The organism is Paenarthrobacter sp. NPDC091669 (assembly GCF_044756725.1).
Classification (GTDB): domain Bacteria; phylum Actinomycetota; class Actinomycetes; order Actinomycetales; family Micrococcaceae; genus Arthrobacter; species Arthrobacter bambusae_C.
The window spans coordinates 90491-107571 of the sequence record NZ_JBIVTK010000010.1; the positions used below are offsets into that span (position 1 = coordinate 90491).

Below are 17081 nucleotides of genomic sequence, written 5' to 3' on the forward strand. Positions count from 1 at the left end.
AGGTTATCCCGTTTGGGTCGTGTTCAGTAGGGTTGGGAAGACCCCACAGTGAGGACCATCCCTATGCACACCGCTGCCGGCAAGACCGCCGTAGACCAGCACTACGACCTGGTCATCATTGGCACCGGGTCAGGGAACTCCATTCCCGGACCCGAATTCGAAGACCAGTCGATCGCCATCATCGAGGAAGGGACGTTCGGCGGCACCTGCCTGAACGCCGGCTGCATCCCCTCGAAAATGTACGTGCACACCGCCGATACCGCGCTGCAGACCACCAGGTCCGGACGGCTGGGCCTCCACGCCGAGGTCAACTCCGTAGACTGGCCGGGCATAGTGAGCCGGATCTTCGAGAACCGGGTCAACCCCATCGCCGCCGCCGGTGAGGAGTACCGCCGCGGCCCAAAGACCCCGAACATCGACGTCTACGATCAACACGCAGTGTTCGTCGGAGAACGGACCTTGCGCACAGGCCAAGGCGCCCGGCAGAGAATAATCTCAGGTGACCAAGTAGTCATCGCCGCAGGTTCCCGGCCCGTCGTCCCCGAGGCCATCTCTGCTTCGGGTGTGCGGTACCACACCAACGAGGACATCATGCGGCTCCCCCGGCTGCCCAAATCCTTGGTCATCATCGGTGGTGGCTACATCGCCATGGAGTTCGCCCACGTCTTCGACGCCCTCGGCACGGACGTCACGATCATCGCCCGCTCCACGCTCCTGCGGAACCTCGATCCGGACCTTCACGGCCCGTTCAACGACCTCGCCGCAGAACGCTTCGATATCCGCACCGGCCGGACCACCATTGGTGCGGACCAGACAGACCAAGGCATAACCGTCAGGCTCGACGACGGCTCCTCCGCCACCGGGGAGGTACTGTTGGTGGCCACCGGGCGCATCCCCAACGGGGACCTGCTGGACTTGCCCTCCGGCGGGATCGAGACGAGAGGCGCCGGGCGCATCAAGGTCGATGAGTACGGCCGATCAACCTCCGCTGCAGGCGTCTGGGCCCTCGGCGACGTCTCCTCGCCCTACATGCTTAAACACGTCGCCAACGCCGAGATGCGCGCGGTGCGCCACAACCTCCTGAACCCGGAAAAACTGCAGAAAATGCCGCACGACCACGTCCCTGCCGCGGTCTTCACCCACCCCCAGATCGCCACCGTCGGAATGACCGAGTCCCAAGCCCGCGAACACGGCCACAACGTGACAACCACGGTCCAGAACTACGGGGATGTTGCCTACGGCTGGGCCTTGGAGGACACCACCGGCATGTGCAAACTCATCGCCGACCAAGACACCGGAAAACTCCTGGGCGCCCACTACATGGGCCCGCAAGCATCAACCCTGATCCAGCAGATGATCACCGTCCTGGCCTTCGACCTCGACGTCCGACAGTTCGCTGCCAACCAATACTGGATCCACCCCGCCTTGCCCGAAGTCACCGAAAATGCCCTGCTCGGCCTCACCTTCAACCAGCCAGACCGCACCAAATAGGCTCCGGGGACCCGGGCCTCCGCCAGGGCCTCTGAGCACCCATCGCAACTTTGCCGTACGCTGTGCGGAGTTGCTGCTCTCCTACCCGTGAGGATGAAGCCATGTCAGGTGAGATCACCGTCCCACTGTTGCCCTGCCGATCCATCGACGAGCAGCGGGATAGCTTGAGCGGGGCGCTTGCCAACGCGGCCGATTTGGAACAAGCACGGACCACCGGAGACGAGGAACAGACATGGGCAAAGTAGCCTGGGGATTCACATGCTCCATCGACGGCTTCATCGCTGGACCCGGACATGACATGAGCTGGTTAGCCGATGCCGAACCACTCGACAATGGCACCACCGAGCAGATGGCGGGCGAGGTCGCCGTGATCATCTCCGGCAGGGACGGCTACGACGCCGCGAAAGCCCAAAGGAACCAGCGGGATCAGATGACCGCCGAGGCTTATGGCGGTGCCTGGTCCGGGACCGAGATCATCCTTACCCACCGGCCGGAGGAGATCGCCGACGACCCCACCATCATTGCGCTTAACTGCGACGTTGTGGAGGCGGTCCGCCGCGCCCAGGAGATTGCCGGCGACAACGACGTTCAGATCATCAGCGCCGACATCGCCCGACAAGCACTGGAGCTCGACCTCATCGACGAACTGCAGGTCTTCGTAGCCCCAGTGTTCCTCGGCGATGGCACCCGCATCTTCGATGTCCCCGGCGGGCGCCGCTACGACTGGGAACTCGTCCGGATTTACGAGGGCGCCGAACGCAGTTTTGGTCGAACCTACCGGCCGAAGCGGCGCTGACCTCAGCCGGATGGCCCAGGTGTTGCTGCGTCAAGGGGAAGAACGGGATCGCTTGGACTTTGGCAGCGCCGTCCAACATGGAGCCGTCGAACGTGTCGGCGACCCCGGGAACCGGTGGTCCCGGTCGGAAGAACCGGCCTTCGTATCTTCTATGGGGCTGCTCAGTCCCTGAGGCTCAGGGTGGCTTGAAAACGGCCGCTGCGGTCACGGATTGCCGCGAGGTCATCGAACGTTCCGATTCGTACAATCCCGGTGTAATGCCCCACGGGTTCGTAGTAGAGGACAAGGGTCCGGCCGGGGGCGTAGTAGCCAATCGTCAGCGGATCAGCGTCATCGCCAGCGGGAACGCCGTCGAGCGACAGCGGCTGAGGTAGTTCTGCGTGCTTCTCCTGTCCGCCGAATTCGCTGAAGGTCAGCGTCAGGGGAAGCTGGTCCATCAATGAGCGCGCGGTCGCGTTCCCTGACAGGGTTCCGTTCACGGTCCGGCCGTCAATCCGGATGGTGATCGGAGTCCTTTCCTGGTTCCCGCTGGCTGTCATCCTTTCTGTTCCTTCCGGGCTGGCAGTTTCCTGCGGGGTCGTCGTAGGGTTCGCGGGGATAGTGTCCCCGCTGGTCGTACTCGTCGAGGCCGGGCTGTCCGACGCGCTGCTGCACCCGGCAAGGGAAAGCGCCAGCGCAGTGATCATCACCAGTGCCTGCTTCTTCATTTGCATGGCAGGTAGTCCTTTTCAAAGGCATAACTCGGTCCGTTCCAGCAAAGCAGCCGCCGACGGCGGGCAGGAGCCACTGTTGTTACGGGTACTCGGAGGGACCTTTGGCAGGAGACCGTAGCGCAACGACGCCTGTGGATCCGGCACCGGGTACCAGCCGCAACAAACCACTCACGGCTGGAAGCGGTACCCCATCCCGGGTTCGGTGATGAAGTGTCGCGGATTCCCTGGCTCCGGTTCGAGTTTGCGCCGAAGCTGCGCCATGTAAACCCGGAGGTAGTTTGATTCCTTGGCATAGGCCGGCCCCCATACCTCGGTGAGGAGCTGTTGCTGGGTGATGAGTTTCCCGGGGTTCCGTACAAGGACGTCCAGAATGCTCCATTCGGTGGGAGTCAATCGAACGTCGTCACCATCGCGGTTGGCTTTTCGCCCGGACAGATCGAGGGTGAAGGAAGACGTCGCCACCAGGGCTTCTTCGTCAGCGGGTTCAACCGTCCGCCGAAGGATCGCGCGAAGGCGGGCCAGAAGTTCCTCCAGGCCAAAGGGCTTGGTGATGTAGTCGTCTGCTCCGGCATCGAGTGCTTCCACCTTGTCGGTGGAACCGTGACGTGCGGAAAGTACCAGAATTGGCACATCGCTCCATTCCCGGAGCCTGATAATGACCTCGGTGCCGTCGATGTCGGGCAGTCCAAGGTCCAGGACGACGACGGCGACCGGGTGCTGGGCCGCTGACAGCAGCGCGGCTTCACCGTTGTCGGCCATCGCTACTCCATAGCCGTGGGCCTTCAGTGTGATCTGCAATGCCTTGAGGATGTGCGGATCGTCATCCACCACCAGAATATTGTTCATCAAACGGTCCGCCGGATGTCAGCAGGTGGGACATGAGGGTGGTGAAGCAGCACAGATTGCCCCTCCATGGGCACCTCGCCAGAAGCCCGTTCCAGCGGCGCCCCCGTGGAGAGCGGCATCCGGATGACCATGGTCAGGCCTCCGCCCGGTGTGGCCTCGGCCGTCAAGGTGCCTCCCATGGCTTCCGCGAAGCCCTTCGCGACAGCCAGGCCCAATCCGACACCGGTGCTCGCGGGCACGTCATCCAGCCGCTGGAATGGTTGGAACATGCGCACGACGCCGTCGGCGGGAACACCTTGGCCGTGATCGATGATCCGCAGCTCTCCCGAGGGTCGCCCGGCCAAGGTCGTTGTGCTCAACCCGCCACCCGAAGCGACTATCACTGTGTCCGAACCCGGCGCATACTTGACGGCGTTCTCCGCGATGTTGGCAATCACACGTTCCAGCATGCCCGCATCTGCGTCGATGGCGGGGAGGTTCGCCGGCAGGTCCACGCGCACACTGCCGGCAGGTACTCCGCGCAAGGCGGGCGGGATGACTTCAGACCACCGGACGGGCTTGATGAGAGCGTTGACGGAATCGGAGGTGATTCTGGACATGTCAAGGAGGTTTCCCACCAGGACGTCGAGCCGATCCGAACACTCGTCAATGGTAGTCAGCAGGTCCTGCTCTTCTTCGGGCGTGTACTCCACGTCATGTTGTTTCAGCCCTCCTACGGCCAGTTTGATGCCGGCCAGCGGCGTGCGGAGATCGTGGGAAACGGCTCGAAGGATGGACGTTCGCATGATGTTGCTTTCTGCCAGCCGCATGACTTCGCGGCGACTGGCCGCAAGCTGCCTGCGCTCGAGCTGGGCAGCAAGATGCGTGCCGAAGGCTCCCAGCAAGCGGCGGTCGCTCGCTGGAAGCGTCCTGCCGTAAAGAACCAGCCTGGTCCGATCATCGATCCGCTCCGTGGTGTCGCCGACAAGCTGTTCATGGCTTTCAGGTATCACTGCGGCTGTTTCTCCGGCCTTGGCCAGCAGGCTCCAGCCACCTTCCGGGTCCGACCTGTCGTCGGCGGTGAACAATGCCGCACCGCGCATTTGGAAGACGTCCAAGGCCTGCGCCAACAGTCCCTGGACGGTGTCCTCCGCGTCCGTTGCTCCGCGTGTCAGGTCAGCCATGGTTGCAGCTTCTGCGCGGGCGCGCCTGGCCTCTTTTGATCGCCTTGCAGAGATGTCGACGACGGCCGCCACCGCGGCTGAGACGCCGACGAAGACCAGGAGGGCCAGAAGGTTTTGGGGATCGCTGATGGTCAGGTTTCCAATAGGTGGCGTGGAGAAGTAGTTCACCAGGAGGCTGCTCCAGACTGCGCCCAGAAGCGCTGGCCAGAGCCCGCCGACCAAGGCGACGGCGACAGAACCAGTGAGTTGGACGAGGACTGCCGTCGCGATGTTGTGGGATGGACTGGCCGCCAGGACAAACTGCAACAATGTCGGAAGGACGACGGCCAGCCCAAACCCTACGACTACGCGAGCCTTGCCCAGCTCACCGCGGTGGGGGCGGTCCACACCTTGGCCACCCAGCGGATGGGAGACCATGTGGACATCGATGTCTCCCGATTCCCGAACGACCCTGTTACCGACACCGCTGCCCATCAACCGCCCGGCCAGGGAACGGTGGCGGGACACGCCCACCACGATTTGGGTTGCGTTGACGCTGCGGGCGAACTCCAGAAGCGCTTGGGCCGGGTCCTCCCCCGCCACTGTGTGATAGCTCCCGCCGAGGTCCCGGATCAGGTGCCGCTGCGATTCGAGATCCTGTGGTGACTCAGCGGAAACACCATCGGCTGCGCGGACGTGGACTGCCAGGAGGTCGCCGCCGTTGACCCGTTTGAGTATTCTGGCGGCGCGCCGGATCAGGACTTCGCCTTCGGGACCGCCGGTCAACCCGATAACGATGCGCTCCCGGGCTGGCCAGCTGGCGTCGATGTTGTTCTCTGCCCGGTACTTCGCCAGTCCTTCATCCACGCGGTCGGCGAGCCAGAGCAGGGCGAGCTCCCGCAACGCCGTCAGATTTCCGAGCCGGAAGTAGTTCGACAGGGCTGCATCCACTTTGTCAGCAGCATAGATTTTTCCGTCTCCCAGGCGCTGGCGGAGCAGTTCCGGGGAGATGTCCACCAGATGGATCTGGTCGGCACGACGCACGACGTCGTCGGGAACGGTCTCTGCTTGGCGGACTTCCGTGATGGCCAGAACAACGTCGCCCAGTGACGCCAGATGTTGTACGTTCACGGTGGACAGCACGTTGATGCCAGCCTCGAGAAGTTCCTCGATGTCCTGCCAGCGTTTTTCATTGCGGCTGCCCGGGATGTTGGTGTGTGCGTACTCATCGACGACGGCGGTGTGAGGCCGCCGGGCCAGAACGGCCTCGAGATCCATCTCCTCAAAGGCCGTCCCCCGGTACTGGATGGTCCGTGATGGGATTGATTCCAGCCCCTGGGTCAGTGCCCGCGTATCGCTTCGGCCGTGATCCATGGCGAAGGCCACCGCGACGTCCTCGCCGCGGCCCACCAGCCGGTGGGCCTCTTCGAGCATGGCGTAAGTCTTGCCGACACCCGGGGCAGCCCCCAGGAAGATTCTCAGTGTCGCCCGTGCCATAGCCTCATTCTTCCACCCTGAACGCTTTCCACTCCGGCGGTCGGGCGCCTCACCGTGCGGCCTCCGCAACGGCCAGGTTCAGTTCGGTGACATTCACCGATGGTTGGCTCAGAAATGCTTCCAGTCCATCGCTCGTGTTGTTGTCCACGAGGCCCTGAACAGCTTCGGGACTGAGCCCATGGGCTCGCGCCACACGCGGGATCTGGAGTGTGGCGTACTCAACGGAGATGTCCGGGTCCAGTCCGGATCCGCTGGCCGTCACGGCATCTGCAGGCACTGCGGCCTCGCTGACATCTTCCAACTCCGCAACGGCGGCGCGGTTGGCGGTGACGGCGTCGAGCAATTCTGCGTCGTTGGGGCCTAGATTGCTGGCCGAGGACGACGCCGGGTCCCAGCCAACGGCCGAGGGACGCGCGTGGAACCAGGCCGGGTCTTGTGTCCCTGCGTCGTCTGCGGAGGCCTGTGCGATCAGTGCTGACGCCGCCGGATTTCCGGCATCGTCTTTGACGATGGAGCCGTTGGCCTGGAACGGGGCAACAGCCTGTCCCACTCCGAAGATTGCCAGCGGATAGGCGAGTCCCAGGATGAGGGTGGAGAGCAGGAGGAACCGGATGGCGGTGCCTGCCTGTCGGAAATAGCCGAGCAGCATGTTCATGATGGGTGTCCTAGCCGATGCCGGGGATGAGGGAAATGATCAGGTCAATCAGTTTGATGCCGATGAACGGGGCCACGAGCCCGCCGAGTCCGTAGAGGAGCAGGTTCCGTCCGAGTGCTTGGTTTGCCGACACCGCCCGGTACTTCACCCCACGCAGGGCCAGCGGCACCAGCACAATGATGATGAGGGCGTTGAAGATCACGGCTGACAGGATGGCTGAGGCCGGCGTGGCCAGGCCCATGATGTTCAGCAGTCCAAGGCCCGGGAACGCTGCGGTAAACAATGCCGGGACTATCGCGAAGTACTTTGCGACGTCGTTCGCCACCGAGAACGTGGTCAACGCTCCCCGGGTGATGAGCAACTGTTTACCGATGCCGACGATGTTGATCAGCTTGGTGGGATCGGAATCCAGGTCCACCATGTTCGCCGCTTCCTTGGCAGCCGGTGTCCCGGAGTTCATGGCCACGCCAACGTCGGCGGCGGCAAGGGCCGGTGCGTCGTTGGTGCCGTCGCCGGTCATCGCAACAAGGCGGCCTTCTCCCTGCTCGCGGCGGATGACGTCCAGTTTGTCTTCGGGGGTGGCTTCAGCGACGAAATCGTCGACACCGGCCTCCGCCGCAATCGCTTTTGCCGTGACAGGGTTGTCTCCAGTGATCATGACCGTCCGGATCCCCATGTTGCGGAGTTCGGCGAACCGGGCGTGCATGCCCGGCTTGACCACGTCGGCCAGGTGCACTGTTCCTAAAACCCGGGCTCCGCCGTCGTGCGTGGTTTCGGCTACCAGCAGCGGCGTGCCGCCCTCAGCTGATATCTCCTGCACCCGACGCTGGACCTCTGCGGGCATGCGCCCGCCTGCCTCCGTGACATAACGTTCGACGGCGGACGCAGCACCTTTGCGGATGCGGCGACCGTCAACGTCCAACCCGCTCATGCGCGTGCTGGCCGTGAACTCAACAATGACAATCTCCTTGGAGGCTTTCCGGATCTGCTCCAAGTCGGGACCGTTCACGCCCCTGTCACCGGCGAGGTCCACGATGGAGCGCCCTTCCGGGGTCTCATCGGCCAAGCTTGACAGGCGTGCGGCCGAGATGAGTTCGGAGCGTTCCACGTCATTGGCCGGGAAGAAATTGACGGCGCGCCGGTTGCCGTAAGTGATGGTGCCGGTCTTGTCCAGCAACAACGTGGTGATATCGCCGGCCGTTTCCACCGCACGCCCGGAGGTTGCCAGGACATTGTGCTGGACCAGCCGGTCCATGCCTGCGATGCCGATGGCTGGTACCAGCGCCCCAATAGTTGTGGGAATCAAACAGACCAGCAGGGCCACCAGCACGATGGGCGACGGCGTGGCCCCGGCCAAGGAGGCGAATGGCGCCAGCGTCATGGTGACCACCAGGAAGACGATGGTGAGGGACACCAGCAGTACGTGCAAAGCGATCTCGTTGGGCGTTTTTTGCCTGACAGCGCCTTCAACGAGCTTGATCATCCTGTCGATGAACGTGGCCCCCGGCTCTGCCGTAATACGGACCAGGATGCGGTCGGAGAGAACCTTGGTGCCACCGGTGACGGACGAACGGTCACCCCCGGATTCACGGATCACGGGCGCTGATTCGCCCGTGATGGTGGACTCGTCAACGCTGGCCAGGCCCTCGATGATCTCGCCGTCGGACGGGATGACGTCGCCGGCTTCACAGATGACCACATCGTTCAATCCCAGGTCCGTTCCAGGGACCTCCTTGGTGCTCCCATCCTCCAAACGGAGCCTCGCGAAAACACCCTGGCGACTGGCCCGGAGACTATCGGCCTGGGCCTTCCCCCGGCCTTCGGCAATAGCCTCGGACAGCGTGCCGAACAGCACTGTGAGCCAGAGCCAAACAGTCACGGCGATGCCGAATACGTCTGGCCTAACCACACAGATCACCGTGCAGATGGCGGCGCCCGCCAGCACCACGAACATCACTGGTGAATGGATCATCTGCCGCGGGGAAAGTTTTTTCAGGGCGACGGGAAGGGCGGACCGGATAGTGGCTGCGTTCAGCTTCGCCGGCGCTTTGGTGTGGTGTTTATGTTCTCCCGGAGTACCAAGAGGGTTGCCGTCGGCGTAGGTCAGCGCGGCAGTATCCGATGCGGATGCCGTGGTGGACCGGGTCATTTGAGGAGTCCTTCTGCGAGGGGGCCCAGTGCGAGGGCCGGGAAGTAGCTTAGTGCGGTCATGATCACGGTCACGCTGAGCAACAGTGATCCGAAGAGCCAGCCGTGGCTGGGTACGGTTCCGGACGACGCCGGGATCTTGCGCTGCCTGGCCAAGGAACCAGCCAGCGCCAGCACGAGCGCGATGGGCAGGAAGCGTCCAAGCAGCATGGCGATCCCGAGCATCACCGAGAGGTAGGGGCCGGAACTGGTGATGCCGCCGAAGGCAGAACCATTGTTGTTCGCACCCGAGGTAAAGGCGTAGAGCACCTCGCTGAATTGGTGCGGGCCGGATGCCGGCGCGTTGGCCATGACGTCCGGCAGCAGCACTGTGACGCCGGCCATGGCCAGCACCAAAGTAGGTGTCACCAGGATGTAGAGGGCAGCGAGTTTCATCTCCCGCGGACCGATCTTCTTGCCCAGGAACTCGGGCGTGCGGCCCACCATGAGGCCGGCAATGAAGACGGCGATTATGGCCAGGACCAGCATTCCGTACAGTCCGGATCCCGTTCCTCCGGGGGCCACCTCACCAAGCATCATGTTCAGCATGGCGATGCCGCCGGCCAGGGGGGATAACGAGTCGTGCGCGACGTTGACCGCTCCGGTGGACGTCAGGGTGGTGGAGGCTGCAAAAATCGAGCTGGCAGCCGGTCCCAGACGCTGTTCGAAACCTTCGCCCAGACCGCCGGCCGCCGCCGTCGCAGTTCCTTGGCCCGTAGCAACGGCCCAACCCATCAAGGCCGTGGACGTCAGCCAGAGAGCTGCCATGACACCGGCAATGGTGTAGCCCTGGCGCTGGTCCCCCACCATGCGCCCGTACATGTACGGGAGAGCCGAAGGGATCAGCAGAATCAGGAAGACCTGGAACATGCTTGTGAAAATGCTCGGGTTCTCCAACGGATGCGCGGAGTTTGCATTGAAGTAGCCTCCACCGTTGGTGCCCAAGACCTTGATTGCTTCCTGGGAAGCGACCGGCCCGCCGGGAATCACCTGGGTAACTCCGCCAGCAGCGCTGGTGACCTCCGTGGACCAGAAGTTCTGGACGACGCCGCCGATCACCAACGCGATGGCCCCCACGGTTGCCAGGGGCAGCAGGACACGGAAGGAGGCCCGCGCGAGGTCAACCCAGAAGTTGCCAAGACGGTCGGTTTTGGTTCGCATGATGCCGCGGATCAGGGCGACCACCACCACGATCCCCACGGCGGCCGAGAGGAAGTTCTGGACGGCCAGCAAGCACATCTGGACGAAAATGCCCACAGTGGCCTCTGGCACGTACGTTTGCCAGTTGGTATTGGTGACGAACGAGATAGCCGTGTTCATCGCGATCCACGGGTCGACGCCCGGAAGGTCATTGCTGCCGGGAAGCACCCCTTGGAGACGCTGCAGCAGGAAAATCATCAGAATGGAGACCGCCGAAAACACCAGAACGCTGCGCAGATACACAGTCCAGCTCTGTTCAGTTCCGGCATCGACCCCGGCCAAGCGGTAGAACAACCTCTCAGGCCGCGACGATTCAGTGCCCGAGAAAACCCGCTCCAGATACACGCCCAAGGGCTTGTGCAAGAGCAGGAGAACGAGCAAAAGGACAACTATTTGAGTGATGAAGGAAGCAGTGCTGAAGACCATCGGCCATCACCACTTTTCCGGGTGAAGCAACACTGCCAGCAGATAGCCCATCGTTGCGAGGCCTGCCAGGAGCAGTCCGATCCACATGATCGCATCCAGCGTCATTGCCCGCTCACCGGACCATCGCCGTCGACCATTTTGCCCAAGAGGTGGGCAACCCACATCACGATTCCCATGCACACCATAAGAATCACCACAACAGCCACGTCGGCCACTGGAACGTCCTTTCATCAGCGCCCCGTTCGCGGGGCTGACCTCAGTCAATCCCTTGAACGGGGCCGAAAAGACGATCCTTACGGTTCCTTAATGCCGGCGGGGGGATTCTTGACGAATCCTTAACGCCGCTCCAGACCAGATCCGGATTCAGCCGACGTGGACCCAGGGCAACCGGGTGACATCCGGTCCAGCTTGCCGCAGCACTTCCCGTGTTACATGGGCAATTTCTCCTTCCCCCAGGACCAGACTCGGGGCTGCTCTTGCCAAGGCCTCCGGGGCGTCGAATATTGGATGTGGGAGCATCGCGTCGGAGGCAAACGAATATGCACAGCACTTTTCCGGGGCGGTGGATGCTGGCGGTCACAGCAGGTGAAGCGGTCGGGTTCAATCTCGGGGCTGCAAGGACTGTGGTTAGCGGCTTGGACAACGCCCACAACCGGTACCGTTCGCGCCCCAAAGCTGAGAAATCAGCGCGCACCTGACGACCGGGACGGCAGCCAACGTGGGAAACCGTTAGCCCTGCGAACCCGAAGCCACCGCTCGGCGCTGGCCATGGCGCGGGTGGCGGCAGCCCAGTAAGCCACACCCACTGCCAAGGAAGCGAGGACGGCAAACCCTTGATCCCCCTCCACCAACAGGGGGTAAATCAGCCAGTGGGTGACGTAGACATACAGGGAAGACGTAGCCAGCAGAGCCGTAATTCGGTGCAGTCCGCGGGGCACGGGCAGGGTGGGGATCCAGAGCAGAACAAGGAATCCGACCAGGATGGTTGCACTGCGGTACTCATCCGAAAATGATCCCGGGATCGTCAATAGGGCCAGGGCAGTCACGACGGCGCGCTGCCGGACGTTTCGCGACGCTGCGGCCGCCCACCCCAGCGCAAAGAGCCACAGCACAGGCCCCTGCCCGGGATACGGGAGTTCGACGACGTCGAAGCGCTGCAGTAAGTCCACTCCTGCCAATGCCAGCGGGAAGCCCCAGGGCCACCTGCGCTGGGCCCGGTGAGCCGCCGGTATCGCGAGCAGCACAGCCAAGCCGAGCAAGATGTGGACGAGGACCTCAACGAACCAGAATCGGGACATATCCGTCCACCCCTGGGGACCCAGGAGAGAGTTCAGCAAAAACACGTTGTGCCAGCCATAATCGTCCGTGAGCACGAACGCGACGGCAATCACGACCACGCTCGGCATCACGAGTCGCCCGATAGTACGCAGCTGCCTCAGCAGCCGCTCCTTGCGGGAACCGGACAACTGGAAGCGGGCAAAGTTATAGCCGGCCAGCGCCATCAGGACGTGCGCTGTTCCTTCCCAGTCGAAGAATTTGAAGTGCGTGGACACTATGAAGACGATTGCCACTGCGCGCAGAACAATACTTGTCTCCATGCGGGCGAACAGCCGTCCCCGTAAAGTCCTGGCTTTGCCCGTTTCGCTGGTCACCGCGCCGGACGTGCGACCAGCGGATGAAGGGACGGGCGTGAGCTCACACACAGGCATGACGTGCCATCCGGTCGGAACACAGCCGAGAGCGCGCTCCAGGCGGACCGAAGCAGCCACATAGGAAAGCGAGTCACCACCCAAGGAAACAAATGTGTCGGCGTCTTTGACGTCCTGGCATTCAAGGACATCCTCGAAAATCTCCCGCGCTGTGTCCGTCGATGACGCTGAACCCGTTCGTGCTGCCGATTCCGGTTGCCGATCTGAATCGGGCTGGCGGGAAAATGCCAGGATGGCCGGGTAGTCGGGTTTCCCATTGGCGAGCCGCGGAATGGACGGTACAGAATGAAGTTCGACGGCGGCACGCGGCACCCCCAGGTCGTGCGCCAATGTTTTGGCAACCAAGGCGAGGTCGTGGTCCCCTTCCACGGCCGCCACCACCATCTCGTCCGAGCCGGTAGCGGCGGCGCTAAGGCCAAGCTCTGCAAGGAGCCGTTCTACGCGCCCCAGATCAACCCGCAGGCCAACGATCTTGACGAATCTGCTGCGACGGCCAACGATCTCATAGAGTCCGTCAGGACCTTGCCGGGCAAGATCTCCCGTGTAGAGCTCGGTGACTTCGCGGCCAGTAGCAAGATCCTCGGGCCGCTCCGCATAGCCCATCATGACGTTGGGGCCGCTGAATACGAGTTCGCTGGCATCGAGCCCCGGAACTGGTTCAAGCCGGAACGCTCCGCCTGGTACTGGCACTCCGATAGCGTGCGGGCGGACTACCGCTTGGTCGGGTGGCAGGTACGCCATCCGGGCTGTCGCCTCCGTCTGCCCGTACATGACAAAAAGGTCCCAGCCGCGTTTTTGGCCCAGCTCTGCATAGCAACGGACGCGCTCCGGTGCGAGACGGCCCCCGGCCTGGGTGATGTAGCGCAGGCTTGGAAGGTCCATGTGCTTGAAGCCGACCCGGTCCAGAAGATCGAAAGTGTACGGCACGGCGGCAAATGACGTCACATGCCGTGATCGGACCAAGTCCCAAAAACAGGGATCCACCACCGAAAGGTCCGTCAGTGCCAACGATGCCCCCACCAGCAGGTGGCTGTTGAGCACGCTCATCCCGTAGCAGTACGAGAGGGGAAGCGTGGTGGCTGCGGTGTCACTGGGACGCAGGTGCAAGTACTCGGCGATAGCGGCGGCGTTTGCCTGAACGGAGGCACCGGAGAGACGCACAAGTTTCGGTGATCCGGTGGAACCTGAGGTGCTGACCAAGAGCGCCAACTCAGGGTGTAAATCGTGCCGGGTCTCATCCCTCCGCACGTCCAGGACACAATCGCCCAAGCCTGAACGGGCAACAATGTCGGGATCATAGGCGGCAATGAGGGCTTCGGACGCTTGGCCGCCACCCGGAGGTAATATCAGCAATGGATGTCCGGACGCCATAGCGGCGAGATAAACCGTCAAAGCCGACAGTGTGTTCTCGGCTTCCAAGGCAATCAGCCGTCGGGCGGGACCGAAAGAGAGCGCCATCGACCCGACGATTTGGGCCAGCTCACCATAGCTGATTGAGCGGTCCCCGACGCTTATGGCGGTATGGTCTCCGAACGAGGCCAGGTTGGCGGCGAACGAGACTCCGGCCAAATCCGGTTGAATAGTCACGTCGGAAATTAGACAGGTATACCTAACCTAACTCAACTGGATAATGCCTGGGGAACGAAAATGACCTTGGCTAAGCGCTCACCGGGAACGCGACGCCCTCACCGACCACTCGCAGGCAGAGCTCCGTTCCAGGCTTGGTGATGGATGCATTCCAATGCCTGATGGTGATCACTTCGCCGCCGCCAGGGTAGCGATGACCGTTGCCGGAACTTCCTCCGTCGGGAGCGGCATAAGCGCCGAGTTTGATGCGCACGGTGGTTTCCGGGCCGAAGTAGTCGGTGTCCACTACGACGCCACGAATGGGGCCGTCCGGGGCGATACGGATTTGTTCCGGCCGCAGCATGAGCTGGACCTTTCCTTGGGCAGGTGGTCGCCTCACGGGAATGCCGCCCAGCGAGCACGTGGCCAGGGAGCCCTCCATCCAGGCGTCCAGAATGACTGCCTCTCCCAGGAACTCCGCGGTGGCACGGTCCGCGGGACGAGTGTAGACAACGAACGGGTTACCAATCTGGGCCAGTGTTCCGTCACGCATGATGGCCACCTGGTCCGCGAAGGACAAAGCTTCGGCTTGGTCGTGTGTGACCAGGATGGTGGTCACACCCGCTTCGTTCAGAACCTTGGCCACGGCTCTCCGCGTCGCGACGCGAAGCCCGGCGTCGAGTGCTGAGAATGGCTCGTCGAGCAGCATCAATTCAGGCTCGCGGGCCAGAGCCCTGGCCAGAGCAACCCTCTGCTGTTGACCGCCCGACAACTGATGGGGCCGGCGCTTTGCCATGGACGCATCGAGCGAAACCATTGCGAGCAGCTCCTCAACGCGTCCCCGCACGCTGCGGCGACCGCCGTCGAGATTTCCAACGTCCAGGCCGAAGGAGATGTTCTGCCCCACCGAAAGATGGGGGAAGAGGGCGCCGTCCTGGGCGACGTAGCCAACGTGGCGTTTGTGCGCGGGAACTCGGACGCCGTTTCCGGCCACCAGGGTTCCGTTGAGGCTGATCGCTCCGCTGGTGGGATGTTCAAAACCGGCGATGAGCCTGAGCAACGTAGTCTTGCCCGAGCCTGACGGACCCACAATGGCCGTGGTGCCACCTTTGGATACGGAGAGGTCAATTCCCCCTAACACCGCCTGCGGACCAAAATTCTTGGTGACGCCGGCAATGTCGAGGTGAGTGTCCGTTGTTGGCGCAACAGAGGGTGCAACGCGCGGAGCCGCGAGTCCCGGGGTGGAATGAGTAGTCACTGTCCGGCCACTTTCTTGGACTGTTGGAAGAGCAGGTATGTCATGGGGGCCGAGAGCAGGATCATCAGCAGCGCGTAGGGTGCCGCGCCGGTGTAGTCGATTTCGCTGCTCTTGCTCCAGAACTCTGTTGCGAGCGTCCGGGTGCCGTTGGGTGAAAGCAGGAGTGTGGCCGTAAGTTCATTGACGATGGCAAGGAAGACCAAGGCCGCTCCCCCGGCTGCTGCAGGCGCCGTCAACCGCAGGGTTACTTTGAAGAAGGACACCAGCGGAGCCTTACCCAGGGACTGGGCGGCCTCGTCGAGCTCCTTGGGCGCCTGGGCCAGGCCGGAACGGAGGTTGACCAGGGCACGGGGAACAAAAAGCAGCACGTAGGCAGCGATCAGGACACCCGCAGTTTGGTAGACACCCGGAATGGCACGGATGCTCACGGTGACGAACGCAAGGCCCACCACGATCCCCGGCATCGAGCTGGTCACGTAATTGGCGAGCTCAAGCATTTTGCTGAACCAGCTCGGATGCCGGACAGCCAGATAGGCCAGGGGGAAGGCCACCACTGTGGTAACTGCGGCGCCCGCTGCCCCGTACATGAGGGTTTGCAGGAGTGCCGGGACGAACTCGTCCGCTGCCCAAACCTCCGGCCCTCCAGCTACGGTCCAGCGCAGCACAAACCACACCGGGAGCCCGAAAGCCAGGACGGTCAGACTCAACAACCCCAGTTGCGCCGGCGCTTGATAGTGTCCAAGCGGAGTTCGGGTGGCTTTGGCTTGAGCACCGGAACCTATGCGTGCGTAGCGGGCGGTGCCGCGGCTCTTCACCTCGGCGAGCAACAGAATGAGGCAGAGAAGGACCAGCACGCTGGCCAGCATATTTCCAGCCGTGCCGTTGAACGTCGACTGGAACTGGACCATGATCGCAGTGGTGAAGGTATCGAAACGGATCATGGCGAAGGCTCCATATTCCGCCAAGAGGTGCAACGCCACCAACAGAGCACCGCCGGTCATGGCGATGCGAAGTTGCGGCAGCACCACACGGAAAAACACGGCCCACGGGCCAAGACCCATCGAAGCGGCGGATTGTTCGATCGCCGGGTCCAGCCTGCCCAGAGTGGCGGCTGCGGGGATGTAGACCAGCGGGAAGTAGGACAGCGTGGCGATCAGCACGCCGGACCAGACTCCCTCCAGCGAAGGAACCGCCGAAACCCATGAGTAGCTGTTCACAAACGCAGGGATTGCCAAGGGTGCTGCCAACGCGACGGCCCACCAGCGGTGACCGCGGAGATTGGTCCGCTCCACCAGCCAAGCGCCTCCAACCCCCAGCACCAGGCACAAGGGAACTGTCAGGACCATCAGCATGATGGTGTTCAGCAGCAGCTCGCCGACCCGTGGCCGGACAATAAGTTCGACGGCGGTGTCCCAGCCTGTCGCTGCTGTCATATAGACGACGTAACCCAACGGCACCAGCGAAAACAGCGCAATGAACACTGCCAGCAAGGACACAGCGGAAACGCCGAAAGGCGGGCCGGGGCGCTTGCCCCCACCCGCCGTCGTCGTGCTTTCCGGTCTCTGCGAGCCGGGAGCCGAAAGTCGAACGGTCAC

The 17081-nt window shown here is 62.8% G+C and carries 12 protein-coding genes; 2 read left to right on the forward strand and 10 right to left on the reverse strand.

Going from position 1 to position 17081, the window contains the following annotated elements; all coding sequences use genetic code 11:
* Nucleotides 1-63 precede the first annotated feature (63 nt).
* On the forward strand, nucleotides 64-1491 hold the full coding sequence (gene mtr, locus ACIQLI_RS17020; protein WP_400390506.1) for a mycothione reductase: 1428 nt from the start codon (nucleotides 64-66) through the stop codon (nucleotides 1489-1491).
* Nucleotides 1492-1723: 232 nt separating this feature from the next.
* Nucleotides 1724-2287: a dihydrofolate reductase family protein gene (locus ACIQLI_RS17025; RefSeq protein WP_400390508.1), complete on the forward strand. Its 564-nt coding sequence runs from the start codon at nucleotides 1724-1726 to the stop codon at nucleotides 2285-2287.
* A 161-nt stretch (nucleotides 2288-2448) separates the two neighbouring features.
* On the opposite strand, the gene ACIQLI_RS17030 is transcribed toward ACIQLI_RS17025, so the two are convergent.
* From ACIQLI_RS17030 to ACIQLI_RS17075, 10 genes are all read right to left on the reverse strand, one after another.
* A complete protein-coding gene (locus ACIQLI_RS17030) occupies nucleotides 2449-3000 on the reverse strand; it encodes a cyclophilin-like fold protein (protein WP_400390510.1) in 552 nt (183 codons plus the stop codon).
* A gap of 168 nt (nucleotides 3001-3168) precedes the next feature.
* Nucleotides 3169-3846 carry a response regulator gene (locus tag ACIQLI_RS17035; protein ID WP_400390512.1) on the reverse strand — a complete coding sequence of 226 codons (678 nt, stop codon included), beginning with the start codon at nucleotides 3844-3846 and terminating at the stop codon, nucleotides 3169-3171.
* Nucleotides 3846-6485 carry a DUF4118 domain-containing protein gene (locus tag ACIQLI_RS17040; RefSeq protein ID WP_400390514.1) on the reverse strand — a complete coding sequence of 880 codons (2640 nt, stop codon included), beginning with the start codon at nucleotides 6483-6485 and terminating at the stop codon, nucleotides 3846-3848. The genes ACIQLI_RS17035 and ACIQLI_RS17040 overlap by 1 nt, the downstream gene beginning before the upstream one ends.
* Before the next feature lie 49 nt (nucleotides 6486-6534).
* Nucleotides 6535-7140 (reverse strand): K(+)-transporting ATPase subunit C, encoded by a 606-nt coding sequence (gene kdpC / locus ACIQLI_RS17045; protein ID WP_400390516.1) that lies wholly within the window; start codon nucleotides 7138-7140, stop codon nucleotides 6535-6537.
* Nucleotides 7141-7150: 10 nt separating this feature from the next.
* On the reverse strand, nucleotides 7151-9289 hold the full coding sequence (gene kdpB, locus ACIQLI_RS17050; protein ID WP_400390518.1) for a potassium-transporting ATPase subunit KdpB: 2139 nt from the start codon (nucleotides 9287-9289) through the stop codon (nucleotides 7151-7153).
* Entirely contained in the window at nucleotides 9286-10953 is a 1668-nt protein-coding gene (gene kdpA, locus ACIQLI_RS17055; protein WP_400390520.1) for a potassium-transporting ATPase subunit KdpA, read from the reverse strand. The genes kdpB and kdpA overlap by 4 nt, the downstream gene beginning before the upstream one ends.
* A 6-nt stretch (nucleotides 10954-10959) precedes the next feature.
* Nucleotides 10960-11058, reverse strand: a complete 99-nt coding sequence (locus tag ACIQLI_RS17060) for a potassium-transporting ATPase subunit F (RefSeq protein ID WP_400390522.1) — start codon at nucleotides 11056-11058, stop codon at nucleotides 10960-10962.
* Between the two features lie 578 nt (nucleotides 11059-11636).
* Nucleotides 11637-14249, reverse strand: a complete 2613-nt coding sequence (locus ACIQLI_RS17065) for an AMP-binding protein (protein WP_400390524.1) — start codon at nucleotides 14247-14249, stop codon at nucleotides 11637-11639.
* Between the two features lie 70 nt (nucleotides 14250-14319).
* Nucleotides 14320-15486 (reverse strand): ABC transporter ATP-binding protein, encoded by a 1167-nt coding sequence (locus ACIQLI_RS17070; protein WP_400390526.1) that lies wholly within the window; start codon nucleotides 15484-15486, stop codon nucleotides 14320-14322.
* Nucleotides 15483-17081: an ABC transporter permease gene (locus tag ACIQLI_RS17075; RefSeq protein WP_400390528.1), complete on the reverse strand. Its 1599-nt coding sequence runs from the start codon at nucleotides 17079-17081 to the stop codon at nucleotides 15483-15485. Before ACIQLI_RS17075 ends, ACIQLI_RS17070 begins: the two co-directional genes overlap by 4 nt.